Below are 24,540 nucleotides of genomic sequence, written 5' to 3'. Positions count from 1 at the left end.
TTACATGAGTCAGTCGGCCCGGCCCATCGTTTGTGTAGGCGGTGCCAATGTTGATAAAAAACTTTATGCTAAAAATGAAATCGTTACCGGGACTTCAAACCCTGTGTCTTCTTCGACTTCCGTGGGCGGGGTAGCCCGGAACATAGCAGAAAACCTGGGCAGAATAGGGGAGGAAGTCGTTCTTCTTACAACGAAAGGAAACGACGCAGAGTGGCTGGCCATTGATAAAGAATGCAGTCATTACGTGAACCTGGAGCATGTTTTCGAAGTCCCCGATGCTTCCACAGGCTCTTACACTGCCGTACTTGAACCTGATGGCAACCTTTCCTGTGCATATGCGGACATGGATGTTTTCGATGAACTGACTAAGGAGAAGGTTACCGGAAAACTTCCGATTTTAGAAAAAGCGGCATGTATAATTGTCGACTTGAACTGCCCCGCGGAAACCGTGAAATTCTTACAATCTTTTGCCCTGGAAAACGGTATACCTTTCGTTATCATTCCCGTCTCTTCTCCGAAGATGGATCGTCTCCCTTCCGATCTTACAGGGGTGGAATGGCTGATTGTGAATCAGGACGAGACCGAAACGACTCTCGGCATGAAGATTGACACTGATGAAGATTGGGAGGAGTCCGTTTACAGATGGATGGATAAAGGTGCAGCTCATGTAATAGTAACAGGAGGAGAACGGGGAGTTATGGCAGGGGGCGAAAAAGGAGTTTATTTCTTTCCATCACTGGAAACACGAGTAACAGATGTGACAGGAGCCGGCGATTCTTTCTGTGCCGCAGTCGTTTATTCATGGCTGCAGAAGGAATCTTTCCGGAAGAGTCTCCAGGCCGGTCTTGTGAATGCCCGCAAAACGATTATGTCAAATACGACAGTGAGACAGGATTTGTCTGAAGAACAACTAAAACAGGACAGGGAGGAATTTTTTAATGGAACAGTATCTTGAATACTCGCAGGAAGTAAGAGACGCTAAAATTAACGATAAACCGATAGTAGCCCTCGAATCCACAATCATTTCCCACGGTATGCCCTACCCGCAGAACGTGGAAATGGCCAGAGAAGTTGAACAGATTGTACGTGACGAAGGAGCGGTACCGGCGACGATAGCCATTATGGACGGAAAAATCAAAATAGGTTTAAGTGATGAAGAACTGGAAAAATTCGGGAATAGTGAAGGGGTAGCCAAAGTTTCAAGGCGCGATCTTCCAAACGTCGTTGCTATGAAGAAACTGGGAGCTACAACCGTAACGACGACGATGATCTGTGCTGAAATGGCGGAAATCGAAATGTTCGTGACCGGTGGTATCGGAGGAGTACACCGCGGAGCTGAAAAGACGATGGACATTTCTGCCGACCTTGAAGAACTGGCAAAGACGAATGTAGCTGTCGTTTGCGCCGGCGCTAAATCCATACTCGATCTCGGACTGACGATGGAGTATCTGGAAACGAAAGGCGTACCTGTAATCGGTTATCAGACGGAGTATCTTCCTGCTTTCTACACAAGAACGAGTGAGTTCAAGCTGAGCTTCCGTGCCGAATCGGAAGAGGAAATAGCAGAAACTCTCAAAGCCAAGTGGGACCTTGGTCTTCAGGGCGGGGCCGTTATTGCTAACCCTATTCCTGAAGAAGACGCGATGGATGAATCATACATCAACGGAATCATTTCCCAGGCCGTCAAAGAAGCGGAAACGGATAAAATCTCCGGAAAAGACAGCACCCCTTATCTGCTTGGAAGAATCAAAGAACTTACAAACGGAAAAAGCCTGGACGCAAACATTGCCCTCGTTAAACACAACGCCCGCGTAGGCTCACGGATTGCGCTCAGTCTCGAAGGGAAAATTGAAAAAGAAGTGTAAGTGAAATCTTTACGAACAGCCCCTGAATTTCAGGGGCTGTTTTTTTATGACTCTTTGATTCGGTCAATCTTAAAGCCATTCAATCAAATATATATTTGATTGAATGGTTGAATTTTGTGTCCGAAAAGAATATAGTATAATCAAATCAACTTTTGAATGAGGTGGCTGTAATGGCAGAGGAAGCTATAAAAAAAAGAACGAATGATACGTGCGAGACGTTTTGTTACGACGAAAAGCTCGTAGCAGATCTCAAACCCCGGGTGGAAAGAATCTCCGGTGTCGAGCAGATTTTCAAGGCGCTTGCCGATGAGAGACGTGTGAAAATCGTCTATGTTCTTACGCTCGAAGAAGAATTATGTGTCTGTGATGTGTCCAATATTATAGGCTGTACTACGGCGACCGCTTCTCATCATTTACGTCAGTTGAAAAAAATGAATCTGGCCAAACATAGAAAAGAAGGAAAGCTCGTATTCTACTCCCTAAGAGATGAACACGTAAGGCAATTAGTATCTATAGCGCTTGCCCATTCGGAAGAGGAGGTTCCTTCATGATTACGAAAGAAAAAGAAAAAGACGTCTGCTGTTCAGGCAAAAAGGAGGAAGTATCCGAAGGTACGGCCTGCTGTAGTGGTAGAGAAGCTTCTTCTGCAGGAACGCCGTTTGCTTCATCCGAAAAAGGTGAAACGAGAGAATTTTATATCCGCGGTATGGACTGCCCATCCTGTGCCGCAACTGTTGAAAAAAGTTTAAATAAAAATCCCGGCATACGAGCCGCCACAGTGAGTTACGGCACCGGAAAGCTTGCGGTGGGCGCATACGAGCCCGCGGTGTATAAAACAATTCCGGACGATGTTAAGAAATTGGGGTTTGAAGCAGTTCCGGCCCGGCAGGATCACGGGTACGAGACGTACCGGATAGCCGGAATGGACTGCGGTTCCTGTGCTATGACGATAGAAAAGCATATGGGCCGTCTCTCTTCGGTAGAGGACGTCCAGGTGAACTTTTCTACCGGTAACATGCAGGTCCTGCACGGGTTAACGCAGGAACAAATCTTGAAAGAAGTGAAAAAGTCCGGATTCGAAGCTTATCCGGAATCTGTTCCTGAAGAAGAAACACCCGCCTGGAAGAAAGGAAGTTTCGTAACCGTCATTTCCGGTGTCTTTCTGGCGCTCGGCTTCATTGGTTCGTTTACTGGTGTTCCGGCTATTCTGGTTACCCTGATGTATGCAATTTCTATTGCCACCGGAGGTTTCAAACCGGTAAAATCAGCTTACTACGCCGTTCGAAGCAAATCGCTCGATATGAACGTGTTAATGGCCTCCGCTGCAATCGGAGCAGCCATCATCGGCGAGTGGTTCGAAGGAGCCATGGTCGTATTCCTGTTTGCGGTCGGCAACCTTCTTCAGGACCGTTCCATGGAAAAAACGAGAGACTCTATAAGGAGTCTGATGGATTTGACGCCGGCCAAGGCTCTTGTGAAAACGGAAAACGGCTTAGAAGAGAAAAATGTTGGAGACGTGGGAGTCGGAGAGGTGCTCGTCGTCCGCCCCGGGGATAAGATACCGATTGACGGGAAAGTGATTTCGGGTACGACAAGTATTAACGAAGCTCCGATCACAGGGGAATCCATCCCTTCCGATAAAGATATAGGGGATGTCGTTTACGCAGGTACTCTTAACGGACACGGGGCTCTCGAAATCCGAGTGAGCACTTTGTCAGAAGATACGGCGATTGCAAAAATCATCCATATGGTGGAAGAAGCTCAGGAGAAAAAAGCTCCTACGGAAGCATTGATCGACCGGTTCGCGGCTGTTTACACTCCCGTTGTGTTCATTCTGGCTCTTCTCGTCATGGTAGTACCTCCTCTGACAGGTTTTGGAACCTGGGGCGAGTGGGTCTACAAAGGTCTGGCTCTATTAGTGGTAGCCTGTCCGTGTGCACTCGTCATCTCTACTCCGGTAGCGATCGTCTCGGCTATCGGAAATGCGGCAAAACAAGGAGTTCTTATTAAAGGTGGTACGTATCTTGAGAAGGCAGCAGCCGTTAAATCAATAGCATTCGATAAAACAGGAACGCTTACTGAAGGAAAGCCTAAAGTGGCAAAAACGGTTGTCTTCAGTGGAAATGAGGAAGAGCTCATTTCACAGGCTGCGACTATAGAGTCCCAGTCCTCGCACCCTATTGCAGAAGCGATTCTTACGTACGCAAAAGGCAAAGGAATTACATTGCAGGAAGGGGAAGATTTCCAGACGATGGCCGGTCAGGGAGCGAAAGGTGTCATTGAAGGCCGGGAGGTTTTCGTAGGGAAACCGAAACTTTTTGAAGATATGCATACAGACTTCCGTAATGTTCAGGATGAGATTTCCCGGCTTCAGGAAGAAGGAAATACCCTTGTCCTGGTAGGTACGCGCGAGAGTATCAGCGGAGTCATAGCCGTGAGAGATACCATCCGCGAGGTTACGGTACGGGCGATAGAGCGTCTGAAGAAAAATGGCATGAAAGATATGGTGATGCTGACCGGAGATAATGAAGGTACAGCAGTGAATATCGCCGGAGAAGCCGGAGTGACCCGTCATTTTGCGGAACTTATGCCTGAAGATAAAGTGACAGCTATCCAGAAACTTCAAAATGAAGGAAAACAGGTAGCCATGGTCGGGGATGGTATCAACGACGCCCCGGCTCTTGCGACAGCTGACCTAGGAATTGCTATGGGGGGTGCCGGTACGGACACTGCCATGGAAACGGCAGATATTGTTCTGATGGCCGACAACCTTGAAAAACTTCCTGAAACGATTAGTCTCAGTAAGAAAGCATTGAATATAATCAAACAGAATATCTGGTTCTCTCTGCTGACGAAAGCCGCAGCGCTCATCCTCATATTCCCTGGAATATTAACATTGTGGATGGCTGTGCTGAGTGATACAGGTGCGGCTCTGATTGTTATATTGAACAGTATGAGACTTCTCAGAAATAAATAAAGAGACAAGTAAAACCTCCCCGCCGCGTAGGCAGGGAGGTATTTTTTTCATGGCCTCTTTAAATAGTGTTATCCCGATCTTCGTTGATGATGGAAACGAAATCTTTCAGAATCTGCGCGGTGAGCCCCCAGATCACTTTATCTTCAAAGTAGTAAAAGTTCTCTTCATAAGGAACTGTCTGCCACTCATAGGTTTTCCCATTCGCAATATCTTCGTGGGGAAAGCCCTCTCTTGGACGTACCTCTATATCTATATAGTGTACAACCGGGTCATTATTCAGGAAGTATGACAGAGGGACGGTAAACGATTCATGAACTTCGGCCGGGTTCTCGGTGAACTTTTCTTCTCTCTTGAGAAACCCTGCGTAAGCATGAATTTTTGGACCGAATGGAGAGAATAAAGTGCCGATTTTCCATATATCTGTAACTTCTTCCGGCCGGGTGCCGAGTTCTTCACACGTTTCTCTTATAGCAGTATCTTTGAGATGGCCGTCTTCCTCATCTGCCATCCCTCCGGGGAAACACACCTCTCCCGGCTGACGCCGCATATGAAAAGACCGGACTTCGAATACGACGTGAAGTTCACTTTCTTTCTCTACGAGAGGGAGGAGGACTGAGAAGTTGACAGGCCTGGCCCGTCCAATATAGTGAGGGGTGTGTCCTGTAAGTTTGTCGCGAATGGATGCTAATTTCATTTCTTTCACCTCTGATTTACAGTATACCAAATTCTTGAATTCAAGGCAGCTGAAATGTGTTAAAGTGGAATAGAAAAGGGGTGATATATATGGCAGGAAATATGAGGAAAGATATAAAAGCAGGTCAGAAAGTATCTATCGTGTTGAAAAAAGATCAGCGTTCCGGAGCACTTACCGAGGGAGTAGTGAAAGATATTCTTACAAAGTCTCCCGAGCATCCGCACGGTATCAAAGTACGTCTTGAAGATGGCCAGGTGGGTCGTGTGAAGGAGATTCACTGATGCCCTATTTTCTGTTGATCCTCGTAGTAATAATGTTTTCAGGGAATATTATAATCGGCAAAGCCATTAATGATCTTCCTCCCTACACTATAGCCTTCCTGCGTCTTGTCGTCGCTTTTATTGTTCTGTTACCTATCGGTCTGCGCTCAGCCCGTCAGTATAAAGAAACTTTTTTCACGTACAAAAAGCCTTTTCTTATTATGACTCTCACCGGTATTACTTTTTTTAATACCTTTATATATGCATCGCTCCAGTTTACGACCTCAACCAACGTCTCGGTCCTTGAAACGATTATACCTGTCGTAACAGTTATTCTGAGTGCTTACATATTGAAAGAAAAGATATACAAAATCCAGTGGCTCGGAGTATTCGTTTCACTTTTGGGGGCAATGTGGGTGGTGATGGACGGAAACATCTATCAACTAGCCGCCATAGAGTGGAATATTGGCGATGCGATCATGATCGGAGCTATTGCTACGTGGGCGATTTATTCTATTTTTGTAAAACAGTATATGCCGCTTTTTCCAAATTACGGAGCTCTTCTCGTGATGAGCGGCCTTTCAGTATTGGTACTTTTGCCTGTTGTGATACTGGAGTGGATTATCCTCGGTGTTCCTGTGTTCGATACAGGTAATATAGCTGGTATTTTCTATTTGGGTGTGTTTCCGTCGTTCCTTGCGATTTCTATGTATAATACGGCGGTCGATAAAGTGGGAGCTTCCAAATCTTCTATATTTCTGAATCTGCTGCCGGTATTTACGATGACCGGAGCGTCTGTGTGGCTAGGCGAGGATGTGACTCTCACTCAAGTTGGCGGAGCAATTACAGTCATCGCGGGTGTTATTGTTACTACGCAGGGAGACCGTCTTTCCAGACGAAGAATCTAATAGGCGGTACTTATGTCTTTAATAGCAGGAACAGACAATTGCAGAAAAAAGGTGTGAATTCAGGTTGGATTTTCTTAATAATGAGAACGTGTGTTCTCATACAGGCTCTGCTATGTTATGATATAAACAGCCCCTTTCAGAAAGGGGGTGAGGGTTATGACGGAATGGGTGTTTTTGGCCGCTGCGATCATTAATCTGTTAACGGCGCTCGTCGATTTCAGGAAAAGAATTCGATCCAGAAAAAGGTCAAAAAAAGAAGAAGACCTCCGCTCGGACAAGCGAAAGTCTTCATAAAACCTAACCGGAAGGAGGAGGTACAACTCTTCCTTCCCCTCATAATATAATCTGTTTCCAGTATAGCGTACTTGTGAATGATTCTCAAGCAAACCAGCGTCTTTATTGCGATGGGATCTGCGGTGATTTTCCAGTACTTAACGCTCTTTTTCCTTCGGCTTAAGAACGATTTTTCCATTCTCAATGCCGATATCCAGAACGTCTTCTTCAGAGAATCCTGCTTTTTCCACAAGGTTTTTGGGAAGTTCGATACCTGCGTCTCCTTCTTGCTGAGGAAATGCTTTCCTTCTTACTGCCACTGAAAACCCCTCCCGGATATCTATTTTGGTTATTGTAACACAACAGGTCAGTGAAAAGTAGTCGTGTTTTCTGATGTTTTCTTTTCGTTGCCCGAGGGAAGTACGGGAAGAGATTGTTCAAGGAGGCAACGATTATGGTAAAAGCATTTGTGTTCGACGCGTATGGTACTCTCTTTGACGTGCATTCGGTCAAAGAGGAGTGTAATAAATGGTTCCCGGAAAAAGGGGATGCCATCAGTACAACATGGAGGGAGAAACAGCTGAATTACTTTTTCTTAAGACAGTTGATGGAACGGTACGAGCCCTTTGACCAGATAACGCGGGAATCTCTCAGATACGCCTGCAAAGCGAACGGAGCGCAGCTCACAGAAGAATCGGAACAAGCTTTAATGGAAGCATATCTGAACCTGGAGCTTTTCGAAGAAGTGGGAGAAATTCTGTCACAGCTGAACGACAAAAGGCTTGTCGTCTTTTCAAATGGCTCTCCCGGCATGATAGACCCGCTTGTGGGTCGTTCGGATATAAGCGGTAACATTGATGAGGTGTTGAGTGCGGACGGTATTAAGCAGTACAAACCGGTTCCTGCAGCTTATTATTATGCTCAGCAGGAACTCGGGCTCGAGAAGGAGGAGATTCTCTTTATGTCTTCCAACCCATGGGACATTACGGGCGCTTCAAGTTACGGGTTCCATACCGCCTGGATAAACCGGAAAGGACTTCAGAGAGAAGAATTCGATATCCAGCCTGAGGTGGAGTACGACGACCTGAAAGGGCTGCTCGAGTGGAAATAGGCTAAGATTCATAAAGGTTTGTTAGCCAGAAAGGCTTCAGCTTGCACTGCATGCACAGAGAAGGGTGTCTTCCCGTGAAGATATCCTTCTTTTTTTAATGTACTTATAGTGGAACTAATTGTTTCTCTTGTCGATCCTACCATGTGGGCCAGGTCTTTATGGGTGAGCTCAGCTTCCACTGTCTGCCATTCGCCCTGACGATGCCCGGTCTTCTCGCTTAAGATAAGAAGAAGGTAGAGGAGTCTGTGCTTCACGTCGGAAAGAGCCATTTTTTCGGAGAAATTCTGAAGTTCTTTCAATCGTTCGGTTAATAGACTGATAAGCCGAAGGGCGGTAGCGGGGTTGTCTTCAAGAAATGCTTCCATATTTTCCTGCTTTACGACGCAGATATAGGAATCTGTCATTGCTTCCGCATAAGTGGTGTCGTCCGAAAGACTGAGAGAAGAAGTCTCTCCGAAAAGGTTTCCATCAACGAGCACATCTATAGTGAACTGTTTACCTTCCTCATTCACCCGGTAAAGACGAACTTGTCCCTGTTTCAGGAAATAAAGCACTTCCACAGGAGTGTCAGGCGTGTAGATTAATGTACCTTTTTTCACCGTGGTCATTAGTGTGATCATGTCTATTTCTTTTAATTTATTATCGGGCATTTCTTCGAAAAGGCTGATTTCCGAAAGTAAACGTAATTTATTCATAACAGGCTCCCTTTGTCAGCAATAGATAATACATTATTTTATCATGAATGATGCAGGAACAGATAAAGGAAGACCTTTAAGATCAGAGAACAATGGGGCAATCCCTTGATTTATAAGCGGTTATATTTTATAGTAATAAAACCAAGTAAATTAATCAGCAAAGGGTGTTTTATAAATGAACGTAAAAGTACAGCCTGTCGAAGAAGTTAAAGAACCTGTAGAAAAGGAAAAAAGAGCACTGGACAGTCCTCAAACGAATCTTATAGCCGGGGGTGCAGCAGTGGGTGCAGCTTTACTCATTTATCTCTTTGCTACTCAAGCGATTTCCCAGCCGATTCTTCTGCTTATCGGGTTGGGACTCGGCTACACACTGTTCCATGCAAGGTTCGGTTTCACTTCCGCTTTCCGTAAACTAATGGCTGTTGGAAACGGGGAAGCGCTCAGGTCCCACATGGTAATGCTTGCGGTCGCCGTTACATTATTCGCTCCTATACTCGCTTTTGGAGTATCTTTTTTCGGAGGAGAAGTATCAGGTTATGTATCTCCCGTCGGAGTGAGTCTGTTCGTTGGGGCTTTTATGTTCGGAATAGGAATGCAGCTCGGTGGCGGCTGTGCTTCGGGCACACTTTACGCTGTCGGTGGCGGCAGGTCGATTATGTTTGTCACCCTTCTGTTTTTCATTATAGGTTCCACCGTCGGAGCTTATCATCTTCCTTTCTGGACCGAAGAGATGCCTTCATTTGAACCGGTCTCCCTGGCGACTTCGACCGGACTCGGTTACGGAGGGGCGTGGGTGCTGTCTCTCGCAATATTCGGGTTAGTAGCACTGATCACTCTCTGGTTGGAGAAGAAAAAACGTCCGCCTAAACAGGCCCCTGTACCTTCAGCGGGAGGATGGAAGCGTATCCTCAGAGGGTCGTGGCCATTGTTCGCCGCTGCAATTATACTTGCGGTTCTTAACGCCCTTACGCTTATGACGCGCGGATCTCCATGGGGCGTAACCAGTGCTTTTGCCTTATGGGGGTCAAAAGCGGCTATGTTCTTCGGTATTGATGTAAGCAGTTGGGGATACTGGCAGGGGGCCAACGCCGAAGTGCTCCAGTCCTCTATATTTGCAGATTCTACTACAGTGTTGAATCTGGGGGTTATTCTCGGGGCATTTCTTGCTTCCGCTGCGGGCGGTCTGTTCCGGTTTACGCGAATTACGCTGCGGAATTTCATGGCATCAGTCATCGGTGGTCTTATGCTCGGGTACGGGGCGCGTCTTGCATTCGGATGTAATATCGGAGCTTATTTCGGCGGTATTGCGTCCTTCAGTCTGCACGGATATATATGGGGGATACTGGCACTTGCCGGTACATTCGTCGCATTATTCCTGCGCCCATTCTTCGGTCTTTCGGTACCGAAACCGAAAGATACATTCTGTTAGGATTTTGGATGAAAGGCTCTCCGGAACAATATCCGGGGAGTTTTTTTATGTATCGAAAGTTGACACCCCACCCGTTTCGGATAAAATGGAAGGGACCCCTGTCAGTAGTGGAGGCTGGTTCGAGATGAACGACAGGCAAATGGATCTATTACACAAATTGTTACTTCAATCGGGTGATTTTACTTATATAAAGGCTCTGGCAGGTGAGCTTGGCTGTTCGGAGAAGACGATTCGCAATGATTTGAAAGAAGTCGGTCTGTTTCTTGAAACACATTCCCGCGCACAACTGATCAGGAAGCCGGGAGCCGGTGTCCAGGTGTCAGTCGGGGAAGAAGAAAGAGAACGTATTTTTAAGCTGTTGCACACCGGTTCCGACAAAGACACAAAACGGCGCCAGGAGATCGGTTATCGTTTGTTAGTGGAAAAGAATCCGCTGACTGTCAGCAGGTTGACCAGGGAATTTTTTGTTTCTGTGAAAGAAATCAAAAAAGACTTGTCCATTATTTCCGACTGGCTTATCTCTTATAATATTGAACTGATATCCAGGCAGCGACGTGGAGTGACTGTCACAGGGGAGGAACTCAGCAGGAGGAATGCTCTTGCCCATTTATATGAACTGAGCTCCCGGCAATCAGGCACGCCCCGCTCGCTTCTGATGTTATTCCCGGATCACGAAGTGACATACGTCAATAAGAAGATCTCTGACCTTATGGATGAGTGGAATTGGAAAATTTCTTCGGATGAACAGGAGAACCTTTTGATTCACCTTCTGATCATACTAAAAAGGGTCAGGCAGTCCTCTGCAATCCTGATGAAAAATGATGAAGTAGTCCAGGTGAGAGGGACACGGGAGTATACCATGACAGAAGAGCTGTCTGAAAGAATCAATGATCAACTGAAGGTGTCTCTTCCGGTGTCAGAGAAAGTGTACTTTACTCTTCATCTACTCAGCTATTCTGCAGGAGATTCGCTTCAAAAAGATGAGCACATCGACAGCCTGGTACATGAACTTGGAGCACAGTTGACAAATCAGCTGCAGATTATGACTGTGGTGCCTTTCGCCCAGGACGACATTTTGGAGGAAGGGCTTCATGTACATCTCCCTTCTGCTGTCCACCGGGTCGCCAATGGTCTGACCATCAGAAATCCGATGCTTGAGGAAATCAAAAATATGTATCCTTATATGTTCAGTATGGTTGTCATGGCGCTGGAAGAAGTGAATAAACGTCACTCCCTTTCCGTTCCGGAAGATGAAGCTGCCTATCTCGTGCTGCATTTCCAGGCTTCGTTGGAAAGACTGAACAAAAAGCGGGATGCCAGAAAAAAAGTGGTGATCGTTTGTGAACTTGGTATCGGAATGTCTCATCTTTTGCAGGCGAAACTTGAACAATCCTACCAGGATATGGAGGTCGTCGGAAGTATAGGGACGGGGGAACTGGAGGGGATGATTACTGATCATCACGTTGATTTCATTATATCTACGAGGGAACTTGAAGAGCCCCGTCTTCCGGTAGTAGTGATATCCCCTTTATTGAAGGCGGAGGATCGCAGAAAAATAGACCGGTTCCTTCACGTGAAGGAAACAGGACCGATAGATTCGCCTTCCATAAACGCCTGGCTCGAAGAAGGGGAGATAGAATTGGGGATTGACCCGGTTCATCGCTATGAGTTAATAGAAGAACTGGGCAGAAAACTGGTTCAAAAAGGGAAGGTATCGTCACAGTTTCCTGCGAAGGCGGTGATGAGGGAGAAGATGTCTGCGACAGAGATAGGGAATGGCATAGCCATCCCCCACGCCCCGCCTGAAGAAGTTTATCAATCTTCAGTTTCTCTCGCAGTTTTCAAAGAACCGGTGTTATGGAGAAAAGAGAAGGTCTCTGTCGTTTTTCTTCTGGCTATTTCCAATAAAGACCGGGAAAGTATGAAACCGCTTATGAATATGATCTCCAGGCTGGGAGCAGAAACGCATCTGCTGGAACAGCTGAAGAACGCAACAACATTCGAAATGGTAGAAGATGTATTAAAATAATCGCTTTCTTTGCCGCAGTACCGGTAAAAGAAGTGATTATTTTTTAGTTTTGCGCATTTATAATTAAGACAGAACTCGATCAGAGGAGGAAAAGATATGAAGGTACTTGCGGTCACAGCATGTCCTGTCGGGATAGCGCATACGTATATGGCAGCTGAAAATCTCCAGAAAGCCGGAGAAGAACTAGGCATAGATATCAAAGTGGAAACTCAGGGCTCCATCGGAGTGGAAAACGAATTGACGAAGAAAGATATAGCTGAAGCAGACGGTATCATCATCGCCAGTGATAAAGAAGTATCGAAAGAACGGTTTGAAGGCAAGCCGCTATTAGTGGTCGGTGTACAAAAAGGAATACGTGAGCCGAAGAATCTTATCGAACGCGTTATGGAAGGTGACGTACCCGTATACAAAGGCGTGATGCCTGATGCGGAAACAGTGAAAGCGAAAAAGAAAGATAAAGAGAACCCGGTATACAAACATCTGATGAACGGAGTATCGTACATGATTCCGTTTATCGTGGTGGGCGGACTGCTGATTGCCATCGCTTTGGCCTTCGGAGGTGACCAGACTCCGGGAGGACTGCAGGTGCCCGAGGATTCTTTCTGGAAACAGATTGAAAATATCGGAGCGGCTTCATTCAGCTTTATGGTCCCTATTCTTGCAGGCTTTATAGCTGTAAGTATTGCAGACCGTCCCGGTCTTGCACCTGGTATGATCGGAGGGTACATTGCAGCGAACGGAAGTTTTTATGGAAGTGAAGCGGGAGCAGGATTTCTCGGTGGTATCCTTGCCGGTTTCCTCGCAGGGTATGTAGCGCTCGGTATTAAAAAGATTAAAGTTCCTAAATCTGTACAGCCTGTCATGCCTATCATTTTCATCCCGATTCTTGCATCACTGGTTGTCGGAGTCCTTTTCATCCTTGTCATCGGGGCACCGGTATCAGGCATTTTCGAAGGGCTGACCCAGTGGCTCGAAGGCATGCAGGGAGCAAGTTCCATAGTTCTAGCCCTGATTTTGGGTGCCATGATTGCCGTAGATATGGGTGGTCCTTTCAACAAAGTCGCCTTCCTTTTCGGAGCTGCAATGATCAGTGAAGGGAACTATGAAATAATGGGGCCTATCGCCGCGGCTATTGCCATCCCGCCGCTCGGTATGGGACTGGCAACATTTATGAATAAGAAAAAATATCATCAGGCTGAACGAGAGACCGGCAAGGCGTCCTTCACCATGGGTTTCTTCGGAATTACAGAAGGAGCGATACCTTTCGCAGCCCAGGATCCGCTCCGCGTCATTCCGAGTATCGTTGCCGGATCGATGACAGGTTCCGTAATAGCTATGCTTTCCGGTGTCGGAGACCGTGTGGCTCATGGAGGGCCGATCGTAGCCATACTGGGAGCCGTCAATAACGTACTGATGTTCTTTGTAGCCATTATCGCAGGTACGATAGTGACAGCCCTGCTGATAAACTTTCTGAAGAAAGATGTAGCTGTTGAAACAGATATGTCTGAAGAAGAATCTTCTGATATTACAGTAGCTGATACCGGAAGCAGAGAACAGGAAACAACAATCAGCCGGAATGAAAACAAACCGATTCATCAGCTGGAGGATATTATGACTCCCGAACTTGCAACTATTTCTCTCAAAGGAGAGAAGAAGGAATCAGTCGTGGATGAAATGATCGATATGCTTGATAAAGCCGGGTTGTTGAGTTCAAAGGCGGAATTCCGGGAAGCTATTATAGCCAGGGAAGAACAGAGCAGTACCGGTCTTGGCATGGGAATCGCCATCCCTCACGGAAAATCCGAAGCAGTAAACGAGCCGGCCGTAGTGTTTGGAAGGCAGAGTAACGGTGTCGACTGGAACAGTGCCGATGGAGAAGAAGCAAAACTTATTTTTATGATCGCCGTTCCGAAAGGTCGGGAAGGAGAAGATCACTTGAAAATACTGCAGATGTTATCCAGAAAACTGATGGATGAGAGCTACCGGGAACAGCTGTTGAAAGCCGAATCGGATAAAGAAGCTTATGAACTTCTGAGAACTATCCGGTAGCCCACGACCGTCATAGTGCGACAAGACCCCCCTGTACAGGCAGAGGGGTTCTTGTTAATGATAAAATCAGTATATGGCGGAGGACTTGAGTAACTGATAACAGAATACCGGAGGAGGATGTCCGTAATGGAAACGAAAGAGTATCTGGAAGACTGGAAACGTACACTGAGAAGAGATCTGGATGATACGACCAGAGAGTTACAAACACTCAGAAAAGAATACCGGAGAGAACAGAAACTGAGAGATATACAGATAGAAAGATTGAGGAAGTGGACAGCAGAAGATATGGAGGAAGATGTAAAAACAGATTTGTCGGAAAGTCTTGAACTGCTGCAGGAAATCAAAGAAGAGAAAGAAGAAAGGATTTCCTGGCTGGAAACGTCAAAAAAATCGACGGAGTTCATGATCCGTAAGATTGATGAAGAACTCGGCCTTTGAATCATTCATTACAAGCCACTATATAATTAACAGAGAGGATGAAAAAGATGAAAGCAGTACAAGTAACAGGATACGGAGACGTGGATAAATTGGAAGTAAGGGAGGTGCCCGTTCCGGAACCAGGAAAAGGGGAGGTTTTAGTGAAAATCAAAGCCTGTGCAATAAATAACACGGAAATCTGGATGAGAGAAGGAGCTTATGGTTCAGGAGGCGAATCCGGCTGGCGTCCGGAAGGGGTCGACTTCCCGAGAATTCCAGGATCTGATATAACCGGGGAGATCGTAGCACTCGGTTCAGACGTTCCGCAGTCAATGGACGGGCGCAACGTCGTTTTGTTTCCATTTACGTCCTCAGGAGAAGAAGGGGAGGAACACTTCTCCGACGATATGTCATTTATAGGTTCCGAATATGATGGGGGATACGCGGAATACGTCGTATGGCCGGCACACCTTTGTTACGATATGCCTCTTGCTGACCATATTGAAAGTTCTGTTTTCACTGTAAGCGGGTTGACCGGGTGGCATATGGTAAATCAGATTCAGGCGAAACCGGGAGAAACGGTAGTCGTGACCGGGGCCACCGGAGGTGTGGGTTCATTGAACGTACAGATTGCAGCCAATGTGTTCGGCGCCAAAGTTATCGCTATCGTTGGAGATCTGGATGCGGAGCAAAGAATGAAAGAACTCGGGGCATCTTTTGTATTTTCTTATAAATCAGAGAGTCTTGCCACGGACATACTTGAAGCAAACGGCGGCCCTGTGGACGCTGTTCTCGATGTAGTCGGGGATGCTTTATTTGATGTATCTCTGGAAGTTTTGAAGAAAGGCGGGAAATTCTGTATATCAGGTTCTGCCGGCGGTCAGAAGACCAATTTCGATTTTAGAACCCTTTACCTTAAACACATTACCATGTACGGCTCGGTTCTTGGTACGAGACAAGAGTTTGAACAAATGCTTAAAGCTATTTCTGAAAGGAAAATCCGCCCGGTAATAGAAAAAACTTTTCCTTTGGAACATGCAGGAGACGCACAGAAATATTTCAAAGAAAAAGGGAAGGTTGGAAAGATAGTTTTATTGCCTCCAGCCGAAATTAAATAGCGAAGGATATTCAACCGGATGTAAGCTGGCTTACACCTCCGGAGTGGTCTTTTGTTCACCGGATAGAAGCTGTGATAAAGTCTGATTTATACCAGCGCACCTGGTATGACTACTAAAACAGGAGGATGATTTTTCATGGCCGAGAAGCATGAATTGGTTACAGCAATCTCAAAAGGTATGAATACGAAAGCGGAGTCGGAAGGGCATAACGTAGTTATTGATGAGCCGGCGAACATGGGGGGTACGGACGAAGGTGCCAACCCGCTTGGTACACTACTCGCTTCGCTTGCAGGGTGTGAAAACGCCATTGCCAATTTTGTCGCAAAAGAAATGGAATTCGATCTTCAGGGGATAGATTTCGAAATCGACGGAGAAATGGACCCGCGTGGTATGATGGGACAAGAAGGAATCCGTCCTTATTTCAAAAAGGTTAGCGTTCATGCTAAAGTACACACGAGTGAAACAGAAGAACGCGTAAAGGAGCTTCAGGAGAAAGTGGATCGTCGCTGTCCTGTGTTTACCACTCTGGAAGCGGCTGACGTAGAGATGATCCCTGAATGGGTGAAAGCTTGACAATAAAGATGAAGTCCGGAGATATTTTGCCTCTCCGGACTTTTTTAATGTAAGATTCCTCAGGCTTTTCTGCCTTTATATCCACTTCTAAACACTTCCTGCACCCGGTGTACCGTTACGTAGGCATCGGCATCGATGTCTTCCACCAGCTTTCTCAGCTGGACGATTTCCCGCTTGTTGATGACAAGATAAAGGATATCACGGTTCTCCCGGGTATAACCCCCTTCTGCTTCCATTACGGTTACACCCCGGGACATCTGGACAAGAATTGCGTTAAGCAGTTCTATGTTTTTTTCGGAAATAATCATAACGGCACTTCTTTCTTCCGCACCTTCGATAAGCATGTCGATTATTTTAGCACCGATATATACGGAAATAAGAGTATACATAGCTCTTTCCCGGCCGATGACGAATGCGCTTCCCGCAATAACAAGAATATCAAGCCCGAGCATGGCCGATCCTACACTTGTGCCGAGCAGCTTATTCATCATATTTGCAAGAATCGTTGTGCCACCGGTTGTTCCGCCGGCCCGGAAAATCATGCCGATACCGAGACCCACGGCCAGTCCTGCAAACAGAGCCGCGAGGAGGCGGTCATCCATCGCCTCTCCCCACCCTTCAGTGATAATAAGGAATATGGAGTTCAGTATAATTGCGATAATTGTATAAATGATAGTTCTTTTCGTGAAGTATCGGTACCCTATAACGACGAGAGTAGTATTCAGTACGAAGTTCACGATACCGGGTGACCATTCGAACAGATAATAAGTAACGATGGTGATACCGAATACTCCACCTTCGGAAAGCTGGTTCGGTATGACGAAATAGTTGATGCCGATAGAAAGTATAAAACTGCCGGCGATAAGTATTAATAGATCACGTATGTTCCGTTCCACGGCGAACACCTCCTCCATGGTCAATCATATCTTATATATATCCAAATGTTAACGGAGGATTATCGCCTTCTCCTGTTGAAAGACTTCGTTTACAAACCTTTCTCTCTAATTTACACTACATTAGACGATACATATTGGAAAAAAGAGGAGGAATTGCAGTATGGCCCAATGGCAGACACCGGAAGAACTCGAACAGCTTCTTACTGAACTGGTGAGCTGGCAAAGTCGCTCCTGGACGGAAGGGGAAAGGATATTCCCCCATCATCTGATGAATAAACTGACAAACGTTCCTTACTTCCGGGAAAACAGTCAAAATCTGACGTTCTTCAAAACGCCGGACGGTCGTGAAGGGGTCAATGCTTTGTATTTATCAGGGAAATCCCGCCGTACTATCGTCCTTCTCAGCCACTTTGATACGGTGAACACGGAGGATTACGGTCACCTGGAGAATCTGGCTTTTCACCCCCAACGGCTCACGGAGACTCTTCATGATTATAAAGAGGAACTTCCGGAAGAAGCGAGGGAGGATCTTGAATCCGGAGAGTATCTGTTTGGTCGCGGAGTTATGGACATGAAGATGGGGCTCACTCTGCATATGAGTATTATTGCCAGAGCAAGCGAAGAACAATGGCCTGTGAACATTTTGCTCGTGACGGTGCCGGATGAAGAAGTAGACTCTGCAGGTATGAGAGAAGCAGTACCTGCCATCCGCGATATACAACACCGGTATGACCTCGATATAACTCTGTTTCTGAACAGCGAACCTACTTTTCAGGAGCTCGGAGACGAACATTTTTATATGTATTCGGGTTCTATCGGAAAAATCATGCCTGCAGCATTATTGTACGGAAAAGAAACGCATGTCGGGAATCCGATGAGCGGTCTGACTGCTAATTATATGGCGACGTTTTTAACACAGAAAATGGAATGGAGTCCCGAATTTCGTGAAACGGAAATGGGAGAGAGCACTCCGTTACCGATATCTTTACGTCAGAAAGATCTGATGGGCACGGGATACTCGACTCAGACACCGTACCGTGCTCAGGTACTGTTCAATGCATTCCTGTTCAAACGTTCGGCGAAGGATATTTTTGAACTATTCCGGAAAACTGCCGAAGAAGCAGCGGAAGCCTGCAACAGCTCATATGAAGAAGTGTGCCGACGGGAAGACGTACAGCCGCTCGGGAAGGTGGAAGTCATGGAGTACCGGGAGCTTCTGCATTATGCCGAAAGAAAACTCGGAAAAGACATGGTCCGGATATACATTAAAGAAGTGATGGAGAAAGAAGAACAGGATGACCGGGAAGTGGCCGTGCGTATTGTAGATAAGCTTATTTTGCACTGCCAGGAACTGGGACCCGTCATAATCCTTCTTTTCGCTACTCCTTATTATCCTGCTGTCAATTCGTCAGAGGACCCGGTGGTGATGGGAGCAGTGGACGTAATTCAGCAGAAGGCAAAAGAGGCCTTTGATCTTACTGTTACTCAAGTACACTATTTTAACGGCATCTCCGACTTGAGCTATGTGAACTACAACGGGGAGACGGAAGGATGGAAAGCATTTGAACGTAACTCACCTGTGTGGGGAGAGCGTTATACCATTCCGTTTGAAGATATGGAGAAGCTGAGGGCGCCGGTAATGAATCTGGGACCTTACGGAAAAGACGCCCATAAACGCACGGAACGACTGCATAAGAAAAATGCTTTTCAAGAAATACCCGTGCTGTTAGAAACGCTTATCGATTACATCAGTGAACGCGACTGATGATACCCGGGGCCCGGGCAGTGCAATCACTTTACTCGAACTCACACATCCTGCAGGCTGCTTTTCTCTAAAAAATAGGGAATAAGTTACCATAGGAGCAAAATTCACGGTTTAAAGAGAAGATATTCGGTTATATTCAATAATATTGTCATCATAAATAGAAAAGGGGGGAGAAATCATGAGTAATAATAAATTCAGAGTCGGGCTGATCACAGCGCCAGGATACGCCAAACGTATCAGTGAAGGTTTGAGTCACGCCCTTCCTGATCTGCTCAGTTACTACGTGGACGACCGGGTCGAATGGGAAGTGGAATATGAAACTGATGCCCTCACAGGGGCCACCGAGAATTCATCGGAGATTCTTGGCGCTACTTTCGATAAGAAAGAAGAGCATGAATGGGATTACGTTATATCCCTTACGGATTTACCTTTATTCAAAAGAAAGAAAGCGATCGTGGCGGAAGCTTATGTTGAACAGAATACTGCTCTGTTAAGTATACCGGCTCTCGGGGTCACTCCCCTTATTAAACGTATACGTGAATCGACGGTGCAGCTTATCAACGAAATGTACTACGGTACGTCCGACGAGGATAGGGAACAAGCCGAAAAACGTATTCAGCAGAAAGATCAGGAAGATTATGGGGAGCACCAGGAACTTAAAAATAAAGACGCAAAGAGACTTGTCGGAAAACGATTCCTTGACCGTCTCTCTCCCATCCAGAGGGAAACTCCGGATGAAGAAGAGTCGAACATAGATGTCCGGTTCACAGTCAGATCGAAATGGGTCGGAGCACTGAGAATACTGGCCGGAATGATTCGCGCGAACCGGCCCTGGGCGATGTTTCCTTCTTTTATGAAGTTAATTGTCGTAGCTTTTGCTACCGGAGCTTATGCCCTCGTTTTTCCGACATTGTGGATGTTGAGCAGCAATTATGGCATATGGCGCATGGTCATGGTGTCCGTCGTAGCCATTGCGGCCATGGTGCTGTGGATAACGCTTGCCCACCAGTTGTGGGAGTCGAAACGTAAGGCGACCAAAAACTATTTGAGGAAGTTATACAACCTGGCTACGATTTCGACCCTGTTTTTAACAGTACTCATGTATTATGGTCTGCTATTTATACTATTTTCTATCGCAGTGGTCGTTCTGATTCCGATGGGTATGCTGGAATCCCAGGTCTCTACTGAAGTCGGCTACGTCAACTATGTTTACATTGCGTGGACGGCTACAAGTATTGCTACGATCATCGGCGCACTCGGTTCAGCTCTTGAAAATGAAGAAGTCGTTCTTTCTGCAGCTTACGGATACCGTCAGCGTCAGCGTTATAATCAGCTGAAAAGTGCACAGGAAGAAAAGAAAGAGGCACAGGAAGAGAAGAAAGAAGCTCAAGAAGAGAAGAAAGAGGCTGCCCAAGAGAAAAAGGAAAGTCGCTCGGGAGACGGCGAGAGTTCGCAGGATGGAACAAAAGAAGCGGCAGAAGCGAAAAAAGAAGCCGCAGAAGCTAAAAAAGAGAGCCAGGAAGAAGAACAGAAAGCTGCTGAAGAGAAAAAGCAGGCAGCCGAAGAGAAAAAAGAAAAGTGATAAAGAATCACAGTTGACTTCACAGTCGATTGTGATTTTTTTATGACTAATTGGTCAAATTATTTTTATTGAAAAGTTTTACGGGCGGATAAATCGTTTATGGAACTTTAAAGTGTTATCTTTATCTTAAAGAAACCTATGTTATTAAAAATTATTCTCTTTTGTGTGAACGTTTCGTGAAGTAAGAGTTATTCCTTGAAAATGACCGGACAGTCATTTATATTTTATGACTGTACAGTCATAAAACCGAGGAATAAATTATCTTCTTTTTAAATGAGAAGATCGAGAGGAGCACGTGCAATATGAAACTTTGGAACTTATCGATAAGGCGACCGAAATTTACTATCGTCATTATGCTCGTACTACTGATACTTGGGGCGGTCTCCCTGTCACGACTGCCAATCAAGCTTTTCCCTGACGTGGAGGCACCTGCGGCGGCAGTTACAGCAAGTTACCCAGGGGCAGGACCTGAGGAGGTGCTGAGTGATGTAACGAAAGAACTGGAAGGGGAACTTTCAGACACCTCAGGACTTGAAAGTTTAACGTCACAGTCCATGGAGGGGGCTGCCATACTTATTATGGAATTTTCGTCAGGGACAAACCTTGACGATATAGAAACGGAAATCGTATCTACCATGAACCAGGCGGATCTCCCTGAGGAAGCCGGGTCTCCTACATTTCTTAAATTCGATCCGTCCGCACTTCCGAGTATGCAGCTCGCCGTATCTTCGGGCGGAGATGAAGTGATCGATTTCCAGGATTCGGCAGCTGACCTGAATCAGGAACTTTCAAGAGTGGATGGTGTCGCTGATGTTTCTGAAACAGGCACGGTAACTGAGCAGTTCCAGGTAAGGCTGGATCAGCAGGCGTTACAGGATAACACGCTTAATCAGGATGCCGTTGTGCAGGCTATACGTTCTCAACAGGCTACGGTGCCAGGGGGCGTAATTGTAAATGAAGACAAGCAGGAGACTATCTCTACAAGAGTACTGAGTGAACTGACTTCCACCGACGAACTGCGACAGATAACCGTAGGACAGAACGGGGACGGTGGAAACGTAGTGCTTGATGACGTCGCGGACGTATCCTTGAGTCCTGAAGAACAGAACGTCATCACACGGGTCGACGAGAAACCTGCGATTCAGTTCGAAGTTACACAGGAATCAGATGCCAACACGGCCCAACTTTCTACTGCAGTTAATGATGAAATTGATACGCTTTTGAAAGAAGATGAATACTCCGATCTTCAGGTCGTCAGTATTTATGACGAGGGAGAGTTCGTGCAGGCTTCGATCAATAGTGTAATCACCGCACTTGTAAGTGGTGGTATTCTGGCTATGCTCGTACTGTTCGCTTTTCTCCGTAACTTGAAAACGCCACTGATCATAGGTATCGCCATACCGTTTTCCATTATAGTGACGTTTGCACTGTTTTTCTTTACGAATATCAGTCTTAACATGATGACGCTCGGGGGTCTTGCTCTCGGTATAGGTATGCTGGTTGATAATGCCATCGTCGTCGTGGAAAATATTTATCGTCATCTGGCGATGGGTAAAACACCGAAGGAAGCAGCGTCTGAAGGGACGCGGGAAGTAGCCGGGGCTATCACCGCTTCGACATTGACTACCGTCTCTATATTCCTGCCGGTAGTGTTCATTTCAGGAATAGCCGGTGACTTGTTTGCTCCGCTTTCCATAGCTGTTTCGTTCAGTCTGTTCGCTTCCCTGTTCGTTGCACTGACGGTAGTACCGATGATTGCAAGCCGTATTCTGAAAGCTCCGAGAGTCATAGAAGAAGACAAACGGAAGAATTCGCGCTTTATGAGAGGAATTGAAAAAGCCTCCCGTTGGTCTTTGAAACGAAGAGCTCTTGTTCTGCTTATCACTGCCGCCACTCTTATTGTCGGAGCACTTGGTCTTACAACTACAGGAGTGGAATTCCTTCCTACCAACGATGAAGGCATGGCCATGATAAAAGTGGAGCATGAAGAAGGAACAAGTCTCAGCCGTACAGAAGAGACGGTTAAGAAAATCGAAGATGAACTGGCTAATGAAGGAATAGTTGCTAACTATATGAGCACGATTGGAGCAACCGCCCAGGGCGCGAGCATGGGAGGCGGTTCGGAAAGTAATATAGCTGAAATATTCGTCTCTTTGAAAGATCAGGGGAAACGGGATATGTCCACTGCGGAGTTCATCAGCGAATTCGAAGGAACAGCAGAAGAGACTGATGACTCCGCAGATATTAAGATGACCAATGCCGCATCTTCAGGTTTTGGAGGAGAACCGAATACGTATTCCTTTACTATTGAAGATCCGAACGTAAGCCGTTTGAAAGAAACGAGCAAGGAACTGATTAATGAATTGGAAGATGACAGCATTATCGAAGAAGTTACAAGTTCCGAAGAAGACTCCGTGACGGAACTGCAGGCTACGGTGGATAAAGAAGCAGCAAGAGAGAATGGTATGGCTCCCGCTCAGGTAGCGCAGTCCATTCGTTCCGCTACAAGTGGCACAAATGCAGGATCTATAACGACGGACTCTGATGATACGTATGAAATCAGCGTTCAATATAAAGGGGATATATTGAACAGTCGGGAGAACTTTAAAAACATTACGATCGCTGACGGCCAGGGCGGCTATGTCAAGCTTTCGGATGTGGCAAATATTGAGGAAGGCGGGGCTCCAAGCGTCATAAATCGTGCCGATCAGGTACGGAGCGCCGACTTTACGGTAAGGTTCAACCCGTCGAATGATTTGAGTGATGTCTCAGAAGTAGTCGAATCTACCATCGATGATATTGAATTGGCCGAGGAAGCTGAATTCGTTGTTGGGGGTGACCAGGAACTGGTGAACGATCTGATTGCAGATGTTACCCTGGCATTCGTACTCGGGCTGGTCTTCATCTATCTAGTGATGAGTGCTCAGTTCGAATCATTCAAGCATCCATTTATCATCATGTTTACAGTACCGCTGCTCGTTATCGGGGTTATGCTCTCTCTTACAGTAACCCAGAAACCGATCAGTGCTATGGCTCTCATAGGTGTAGTGGTGCTCGGGGGTATTGTAGTCAATAACGCAATCGTACTTGTTGATTACGTCAATCAACAGAGAGCCAGAGGAATGAATGTCATAGAATCTCTGGTCATCGGCGTAAAAGACCGGACACGTCCGATCCTGATTACCAGTATTACTACGATTCTCGGTGTCTTTCCGCTTGCTCTTGGTATAGGGGAAGGTTCGGCGACGATTCAGCCGATGGGGATCGTCATTATCGGCGGTCTTGTAAGCAGTACTCTGCTCACTCTGTTCGTCATCCCGGTCATTTATACTTTCTTTGATAAATCCACGCGTGATATGAACAAGAAGTATATGACACCGGACGGGGGAGTCGTGTACAAACGTGATCTCCTTGAAGAAAATCATCAGGAACGCAAAGAAAGCACAAATGATCATTTCCTGAATTCAGGAGAAGATAAAGAGGAAGGGGAACGTACTACTGATCAACTTCCTGTATCTGAAGAAAAGAATGACACTGAGGATAATACTTCGGAGAATGGAAAAGAGGAGAAATACTCCAAAAACGAAATTCTTGAAGCACTTGAAGAATTGATGAACAAAGATAAAAATCGCAAAGATAAATAACCGTAAGAGTCTTTTGAATCTTACTTGTACAGATGAGACCGGGTCCTGTGGCCCGGTCTCATTTTTTCTGTAGCTGAAAAAATTTGATATCTCCCTATTTCTTCCGTTCAGGGGAGCAGAGGAGAGTGGAAGAGAAGGGGAACGTTCTTTCCCTGAGGACTGGAGGAAGGTACCGTTTAAGTTTTAATAGTGACCTTCATGTCCCACAGGAATGTGTGAAGGGCAGGTAAGGACTATTCCGTATAGAAGGAATTC

The 24,540-nt window shown here is 46.2% G+C and carries 21 protein-coding genes; 17 read left to right on the top strand and 4 right to left on the bottom strand.

The window, feature by feature from the left end; all coding sequences use genetic code 11:
• The first annotated feature begins 4 nt into the window (after positions 1 to 4).
• From BLU03_RS02385 to BLU03_RS02370, 4 genes are all read left to right on the top strand, one after another.
• Complete coding sequence (locus BLU03_RS02385) at positions 5 to 955, top strand: carbohydrate kinase family protein (protein WP_093105314.1); 951 nt, start codon at positions 5 to 7, stop codon at positions 953 to 955.
• Positions 939 to 1,865, top strand: a complete 927-nt coding sequence (locus BLU03_RS02380) for a pseudouridine-5'-phosphate glycosidase (protein ID WP_076569260.1) — start codon at positions 939 to 941, stop codon at positions 1,863 to 1,865. Before BLU03_RS02385 ends, BLU03_RS02380 begins: the two co-directional genes overlap by 17 nt.
• Before the next feature lie 170 nt (positions 1,866 to 2,035).
• Positions 2,036 to 2,416, top strand: a complete 381-nt coding sequence (locus BLU03_RS02375) for an ArsR/SmtB family transcription factor (protein WP_076569263.1) — start codon at positions 2,036 to 2,038, stop codon at positions 2,414 to 2,416.
• Positions 2,413 to 4,842 (top strand): heavy metal translocating P-type ATPase, encoded by a 2,430-nt coding sequence (locus BLU03_RS02370; RefSeq protein ID WP_093105311.1) that lies wholly within the window; start codon positions 2,413 to 2,415, stop codon positions 4,840 to 4,842. The genes BLU03_RS02375 and BLU03_RS02370 overlap by 4 nt, the downstream gene beginning before the upstream one ends.
• A 58-nt stretch (positions 4,843 to 4,900) precedes the next feature.
• Here the strand turns inward: BLU03_RS02370 and BLU03_RS02365 are convergent, their stop codons facing one another.
• A complete protein-coding gene (locus BLU03_RS02365; RefSeq protein ID WP_093105308.1) occupies positions 4,901 to 5,536 on the bottom strand; it encodes an NUDIX hydrolase in 636 nt (211 codons plus the stop codon).
• An 89-nt stretch (positions 5,537 to 5,625) separates the two neighbouring features.
• Between BLU03_RS02365 and BLU03_RS02360 the strand changes: the two genes are divergently transcribed.
• The 3 genes from BLU03_RS02360 (at position 5,626) to BLU03_RS13575 (ending at position 6,998) form a co-directional block, all read left to right on the top strand.
• Positions 5,626 to 5,817: a YwbE family protein gene (locus BLU03_RS02360; RefSeq protein WP_076569271.1), complete on the top strand. Its 192-nt coding sequence runs from the start codon at positions 5,626 to 5,628 to the stop codon at positions 5,815 to 5,817.
• Positions 5,817 to 6,704, top strand: coding sequence for a DMT family transporter (locus tag BLU03_RS02355; protein WP_093105305.1), 888 nt, complete (start codon positions 5,817 to 5,819; stop codon positions 6,702 to 6,704). Before BLU03_RS02360 ends, BLU03_RS02355 begins: the two co-directional genes overlap by 1 nt.
• Positions 6,705 to 6,860: 156 nt before the next feature.
• Positions 6,861 to 6,998 (top strand): hypothetical protein, encoded by a 138-nt coding sequence (locus BLU03_RS13575; protein WP_176765381.1) that lies wholly within the window; start codon positions 6,861 to 6,863, stop codon positions 6,996 to 6,998.
• A gap of 137 nt (positions 6,999 to 7,135) precedes the next feature.
• Here the strand turns inward: BLU03_RS13575 and BLU03_RS13505 are convergent, their stop codons facing one another.
• Positions 7,136 to 7,297 carry an AbrB/MazE/SpoVT family DNA-binding domain-containing protein gene (locus tag BLU03_RS13505; RefSeq protein ID WP_143023806.1) on the bottom strand — a complete coding sequence of 54 codons (162 nt, stop codon included), beginning with the start codon at positions 7,295 to 7,297 and terminating at the stop codon, positions 7,136 to 7,138.
• A gap of 134 nt (positions 7,298 to 7,431) precedes the next feature.
• Between BLU03_RS13505 and BLU03_RS02350 the strand changes: the two genes are divergently transcribed.
• Positions 7,432 to 8,088, top strand: coding sequence for a haloacid dehalogenase type II (locus BLU03_RS02350; protein WP_093105302.1), 657 nt, complete (start codon positions 7,432 to 7,434; stop codon positions 8,086 to 8,088).
• A gap of 8 nt (positions 8,089 to 8,096) precedes the next feature.
• Here the strand turns inward: BLU03_RS02350 and BLU03_RS02345 are convergent, their stop codons facing one another.
• Positions 8,097 to 8,783 (bottom strand): Crp/Fnr family transcriptional regulator, encoded by a 687-nt coding sequence (locus tag BLU03_RS02345; protein WP_093105299.1) that lies wholly within the window; start codon positions 8,781 to 8,783, stop codon positions 8,097 to 8,099.
• Positions 8,784 to 8,958: 175 nt separating this feature from the next.
• Here BLU03_RS02345 and BLU03_RS02340 point away from each other — a divergent pair, with 175 nt between their 5' ends.
• The 6 genes from BLU03_RS02340 to BLU03_RS02315 all read left to right on the top strand — a co-directional run bounded on the left by BLU03_RS02340 (position 8,959) and on the right by BLU03_RS02315 (position 16,398).
• A complete protein-coding gene (locus tag BLU03_RS02340; protein WP_076569280.1) occupies positions 8,959 to 10,212 on the top strand; it encodes a YeeE/YedE family protein in 1,254 nt (417 codons plus the stop codon).
• A gap of 124 nt (positions 10,213 to 10,336) precedes the next feature.
• Entirely contained in the window at positions 10,337 to 12,241 is a 1,905-nt protein-coding gene (locus BLU03_RS02335) for a BglG family transcription antiterminator (protein WP_176765380.1), read from the top strand.
• 96 nt (positions 12,242 to 12,337) lie between these two features.
• Positions 12,338 to 14,290 (top strand): fructose-specific PTS transporter subunit EIIC, encoded by a 1,953-nt coding sequence (locus BLU03_RS02330; RefSeq protein ID WP_093105293.1) that lies wholly within the window; start codon positions 12,338 to 12,340, stop codon positions 14,288 to 14,290.
• A gap of 126 nt (positions 14,291 to 14,416) precedes the next feature.
• Entirely contained in the window at positions 14,417 to 14,728 is a 312-nt protein-coding gene (locus BLU03_RS02325) for a hypothetical protein (protein WP_093105290.1), read from the top strand.
• 47 nt (positions 14,729 to 14,775) lie between these two features.
• Positions 14,776 to 15,825 (top strand): zinc-binding dehydrogenase, encoded by a 1,050-nt coding sequence (locus BLU03_RS02320; RefSeq protein WP_093105287.1) that lies wholly within the window; start codon positions 14,776 to 14,778, stop codon positions 15,823 to 15,825.
• A gap of 135 nt (positions 15,826 to 15,960) precedes the next feature.
• A complete protein-coding gene (locus BLU03_RS02315) occupies positions 15,961 to 16,398 on the top strand; it encodes an OsmC family protein (protein ID WP_008589900.1) in 438 nt (145 codons plus the stop codon).
• Positions 16,399 to 16,457: 59 nt separating this feature from the next.
• On the opposite strand, the gene BLU03_RS02310 is transcribed toward BLU03_RS02315, so the two are convergent.
• Positions 16,458 to 17,312 carry a YitT family protein gene (locus BLU03_RS02310; protein WP_076569291.1) on the bottom strand — a complete coding sequence of 285 codons (855 nt, stop codon included), beginning with the start codon at positions 17,310 to 17,312 and terminating at the stop codon, positions 16,458 to 16,460.
• Between the two features lie 142 nt (positions 17,313 to 17,454).
• On the opposite strand from BLU03_RS02310, the gene BLU03_RS02305 reads away from it, so the two are divergent.
• The 3 genes from BLU03_RS02305 (at position 17,455) to BLU03_RS02295 (ending at position 24,285) form a co-directional block, all read left to right on the top strand.
• Positions 17,455 to 19,059: a M20/M25/M40 family metallo-hydrolase gene (locus tag BLU03_RS02305; RefSeq protein WP_093105282.1), complete on the top strand. Its 1,605-nt coding sequence runs from the start codon at positions 17,455 to 17,457 to the stop codon at positions 19,057 to 19,059.
• 178 nt (positions 19,060 to 19,237) lie between these two features.
• Complete coding sequence (locus tag BLU03_RS02300; protein WP_093105279.1) at positions 19,238 to 20,641, top strand: MFS transporter; 1,404 nt, start codon at positions 19,238 to 19,240, stop codon at positions 20,639 to 20,641.
• A 302-nt stretch (positions 20,642 to 20,943) separates the two neighbouring features.
• Complete coding sequence (locus BLU03_RS02295; protein WP_093105277.1) at positions 20,944 to 24,285, top strand: efflux RND transporter permease subunit; 3,342 nt, start codon at positions 20,944 to 20,946, stop codon at positions 24,283 to 24,285.
• The last annotated feature ends 255 nt before the right edge of the window (positions 24,286 to 24,540 follow it).

Origin of the sequence: Salimicrobium album (genome assembly GCF_900107115.1) — a bacterium.
GTDB lineage: Bacteria > Bacillota > Bacilli > Bacillales > Halobacillaceae > Salimicrobium > Salimicrobium album.
The sequence above is the reverse complement of the archived record's forward strand: the minus strand, read 5'-3'. Positions and strand labels throughout refer to the sequence as shown.

What these genes read in the sequence shown, in the direction of transcription:
- BLU03_RS02385 (WP_093105314.1), top strand. Translation starts at nt 5, where the DNA reads ATGAGTCAGTCGGCCCGGCCCATCGTTTGTGTAGGCGGTGCCAATGTT.
- BLU03_RS02380 (WP_076569260.1), top strand. Translation starts at nt 939, where the DNA reads ATGGAACAGTATCTTGAATACTCGCAGGAAGTAAGAGACGCTAAAATT.
- BLU03_RS02375 (WP_076569263.1), top strand. Translation starts at nt 2,036, where the DNA reads ATGGCAGAGGAAGCTATAAAAAAAAGAACGAATGATACGTGCGAGACG.
- BLU03_RS02370 (WP_093105311.1), top strand. Translation starts at nt 2,413, where the DNA reads ATGATTACGAAAGAAAAAGAAAAAGACGTCTGCTGTTCAGGCAAAAAG.
- BLU03_RS02365 (WP_093105308.1), bottom strand. Translation starts at nt 5,536, where the DNA reads ATGAAATTAGCATCCATTCGCGACAAACTTACAGGACACACCCCTCAC.
- BLU03_RS02360 (WP_076569271.1), top strand. Translation starts at nt 5,626, where the DNA reads ATGGCAGGAAATATGAGGAAAGATATAAAAGCAGGTCAGAAAGTATCT.
- BLU03_RS02355 (WP_093105305.1), top strand. Translation starts at nt 5,817, where the DNA reads ATGCCCTATTTTCTGTTGATCCTCGTAGTAATAATGTTTTCAGGGAAT.
- BLU03_RS13575 (WP_176765381.1), top strand. Translation starts at nt 6,861, where the DNA reads ATGACGGAATGGGTGTTTTTGGCCGCTGCGATCATTAATCTGTTAACG.
- BLU03_RS02350 (WP_093105302.1), top strand. Translation starts at nt 7,432, where the DNA reads ATGGTAAAAGCATTTGTGTTCGACGCGTATGGTACTCTCTTTGACGTG.
- BLU03_RS02345 (WP_093105299.1), bottom strand. Translation starts at nt 8,783, where the DNA reads ATGAATAAATTACGTTTACTTTCGGAAATCAGCCTTTTCGAAGAAATG.
- BLU03_RS02340 (WP_076569280.1), top strand. Translation starts at nt 8,959, where the DNA reads ATGAACGTAAAAGTACAGCCTGTCGAAGAAGTTAAAGAACCTGTAGAA.
- BLU03_RS02335 (WP_176765380.1), top strand. Translation starts at nt 10,337, where the DNA reads ATGAACGACAGGCAAATGGATCTATTACACAAATTGTTACTTCAATCG.
- BLU03_RS02330 (WP_093105293.1), top strand. Translation starts at nt 12,338, where the DNA reads ATGAAGGTACTTGCGGTCACAGCATGTCCTGTCGGGATAGCGCATACG.
- BLU03_RS02325 (WP_093105290.1), top strand. Translation starts at nt 14,417, where the DNA reads ATGGAAACGAAAGAGTATCTGGAAGACTGGAAACGTACACTGAGAAGA.
- BLU03_RS02320 (WP_093105287.1), top strand. Translation starts at nt 14,776, where the DNA reads ATGAAAGCAGTACAAGTAACAGGATACGGAGACGTGGATAAATTGGAA.
- BLU03_RS02315 (WP_008589900.1), top strand. Translation starts at nt 15,961, where the DNA reads ATGGCCGAGAAGCATGAATTGGTTACAGCAATCTCAAAAGGTATGAAT.
- BLU03_RS02310 (WP_076569291.1), bottom strand. Translation starts at nt 17,312, where the DNA reads ATGGAGGAGGTGTTCGCCGTGGAACGGAACATACGTGATCTATTAATA.
- BLU03_RS02305 (WP_093105282.1), top strand. Translation starts at nt 17,455, where the DNA reads ATGGCCCAATGGCAGACACCGGAAGAACTCGAACAGCTTCTTACTGAA.
- BLU03_RS02300 (WP_093105279.1), top strand. Translation starts at nt 19,238, where the DNA reads ATGAGTAATAATAAATTCAGAGTCGGGCTGATCACAGCGCCAGGATAC.
- BLU03_RS02295 (WP_093105277.1), top strand. Translation starts at nt 20,944, where the DNA reads ATGAAACTTTGGAACTTATCGATAAGGCGACCGAAATTTACTATCGTC.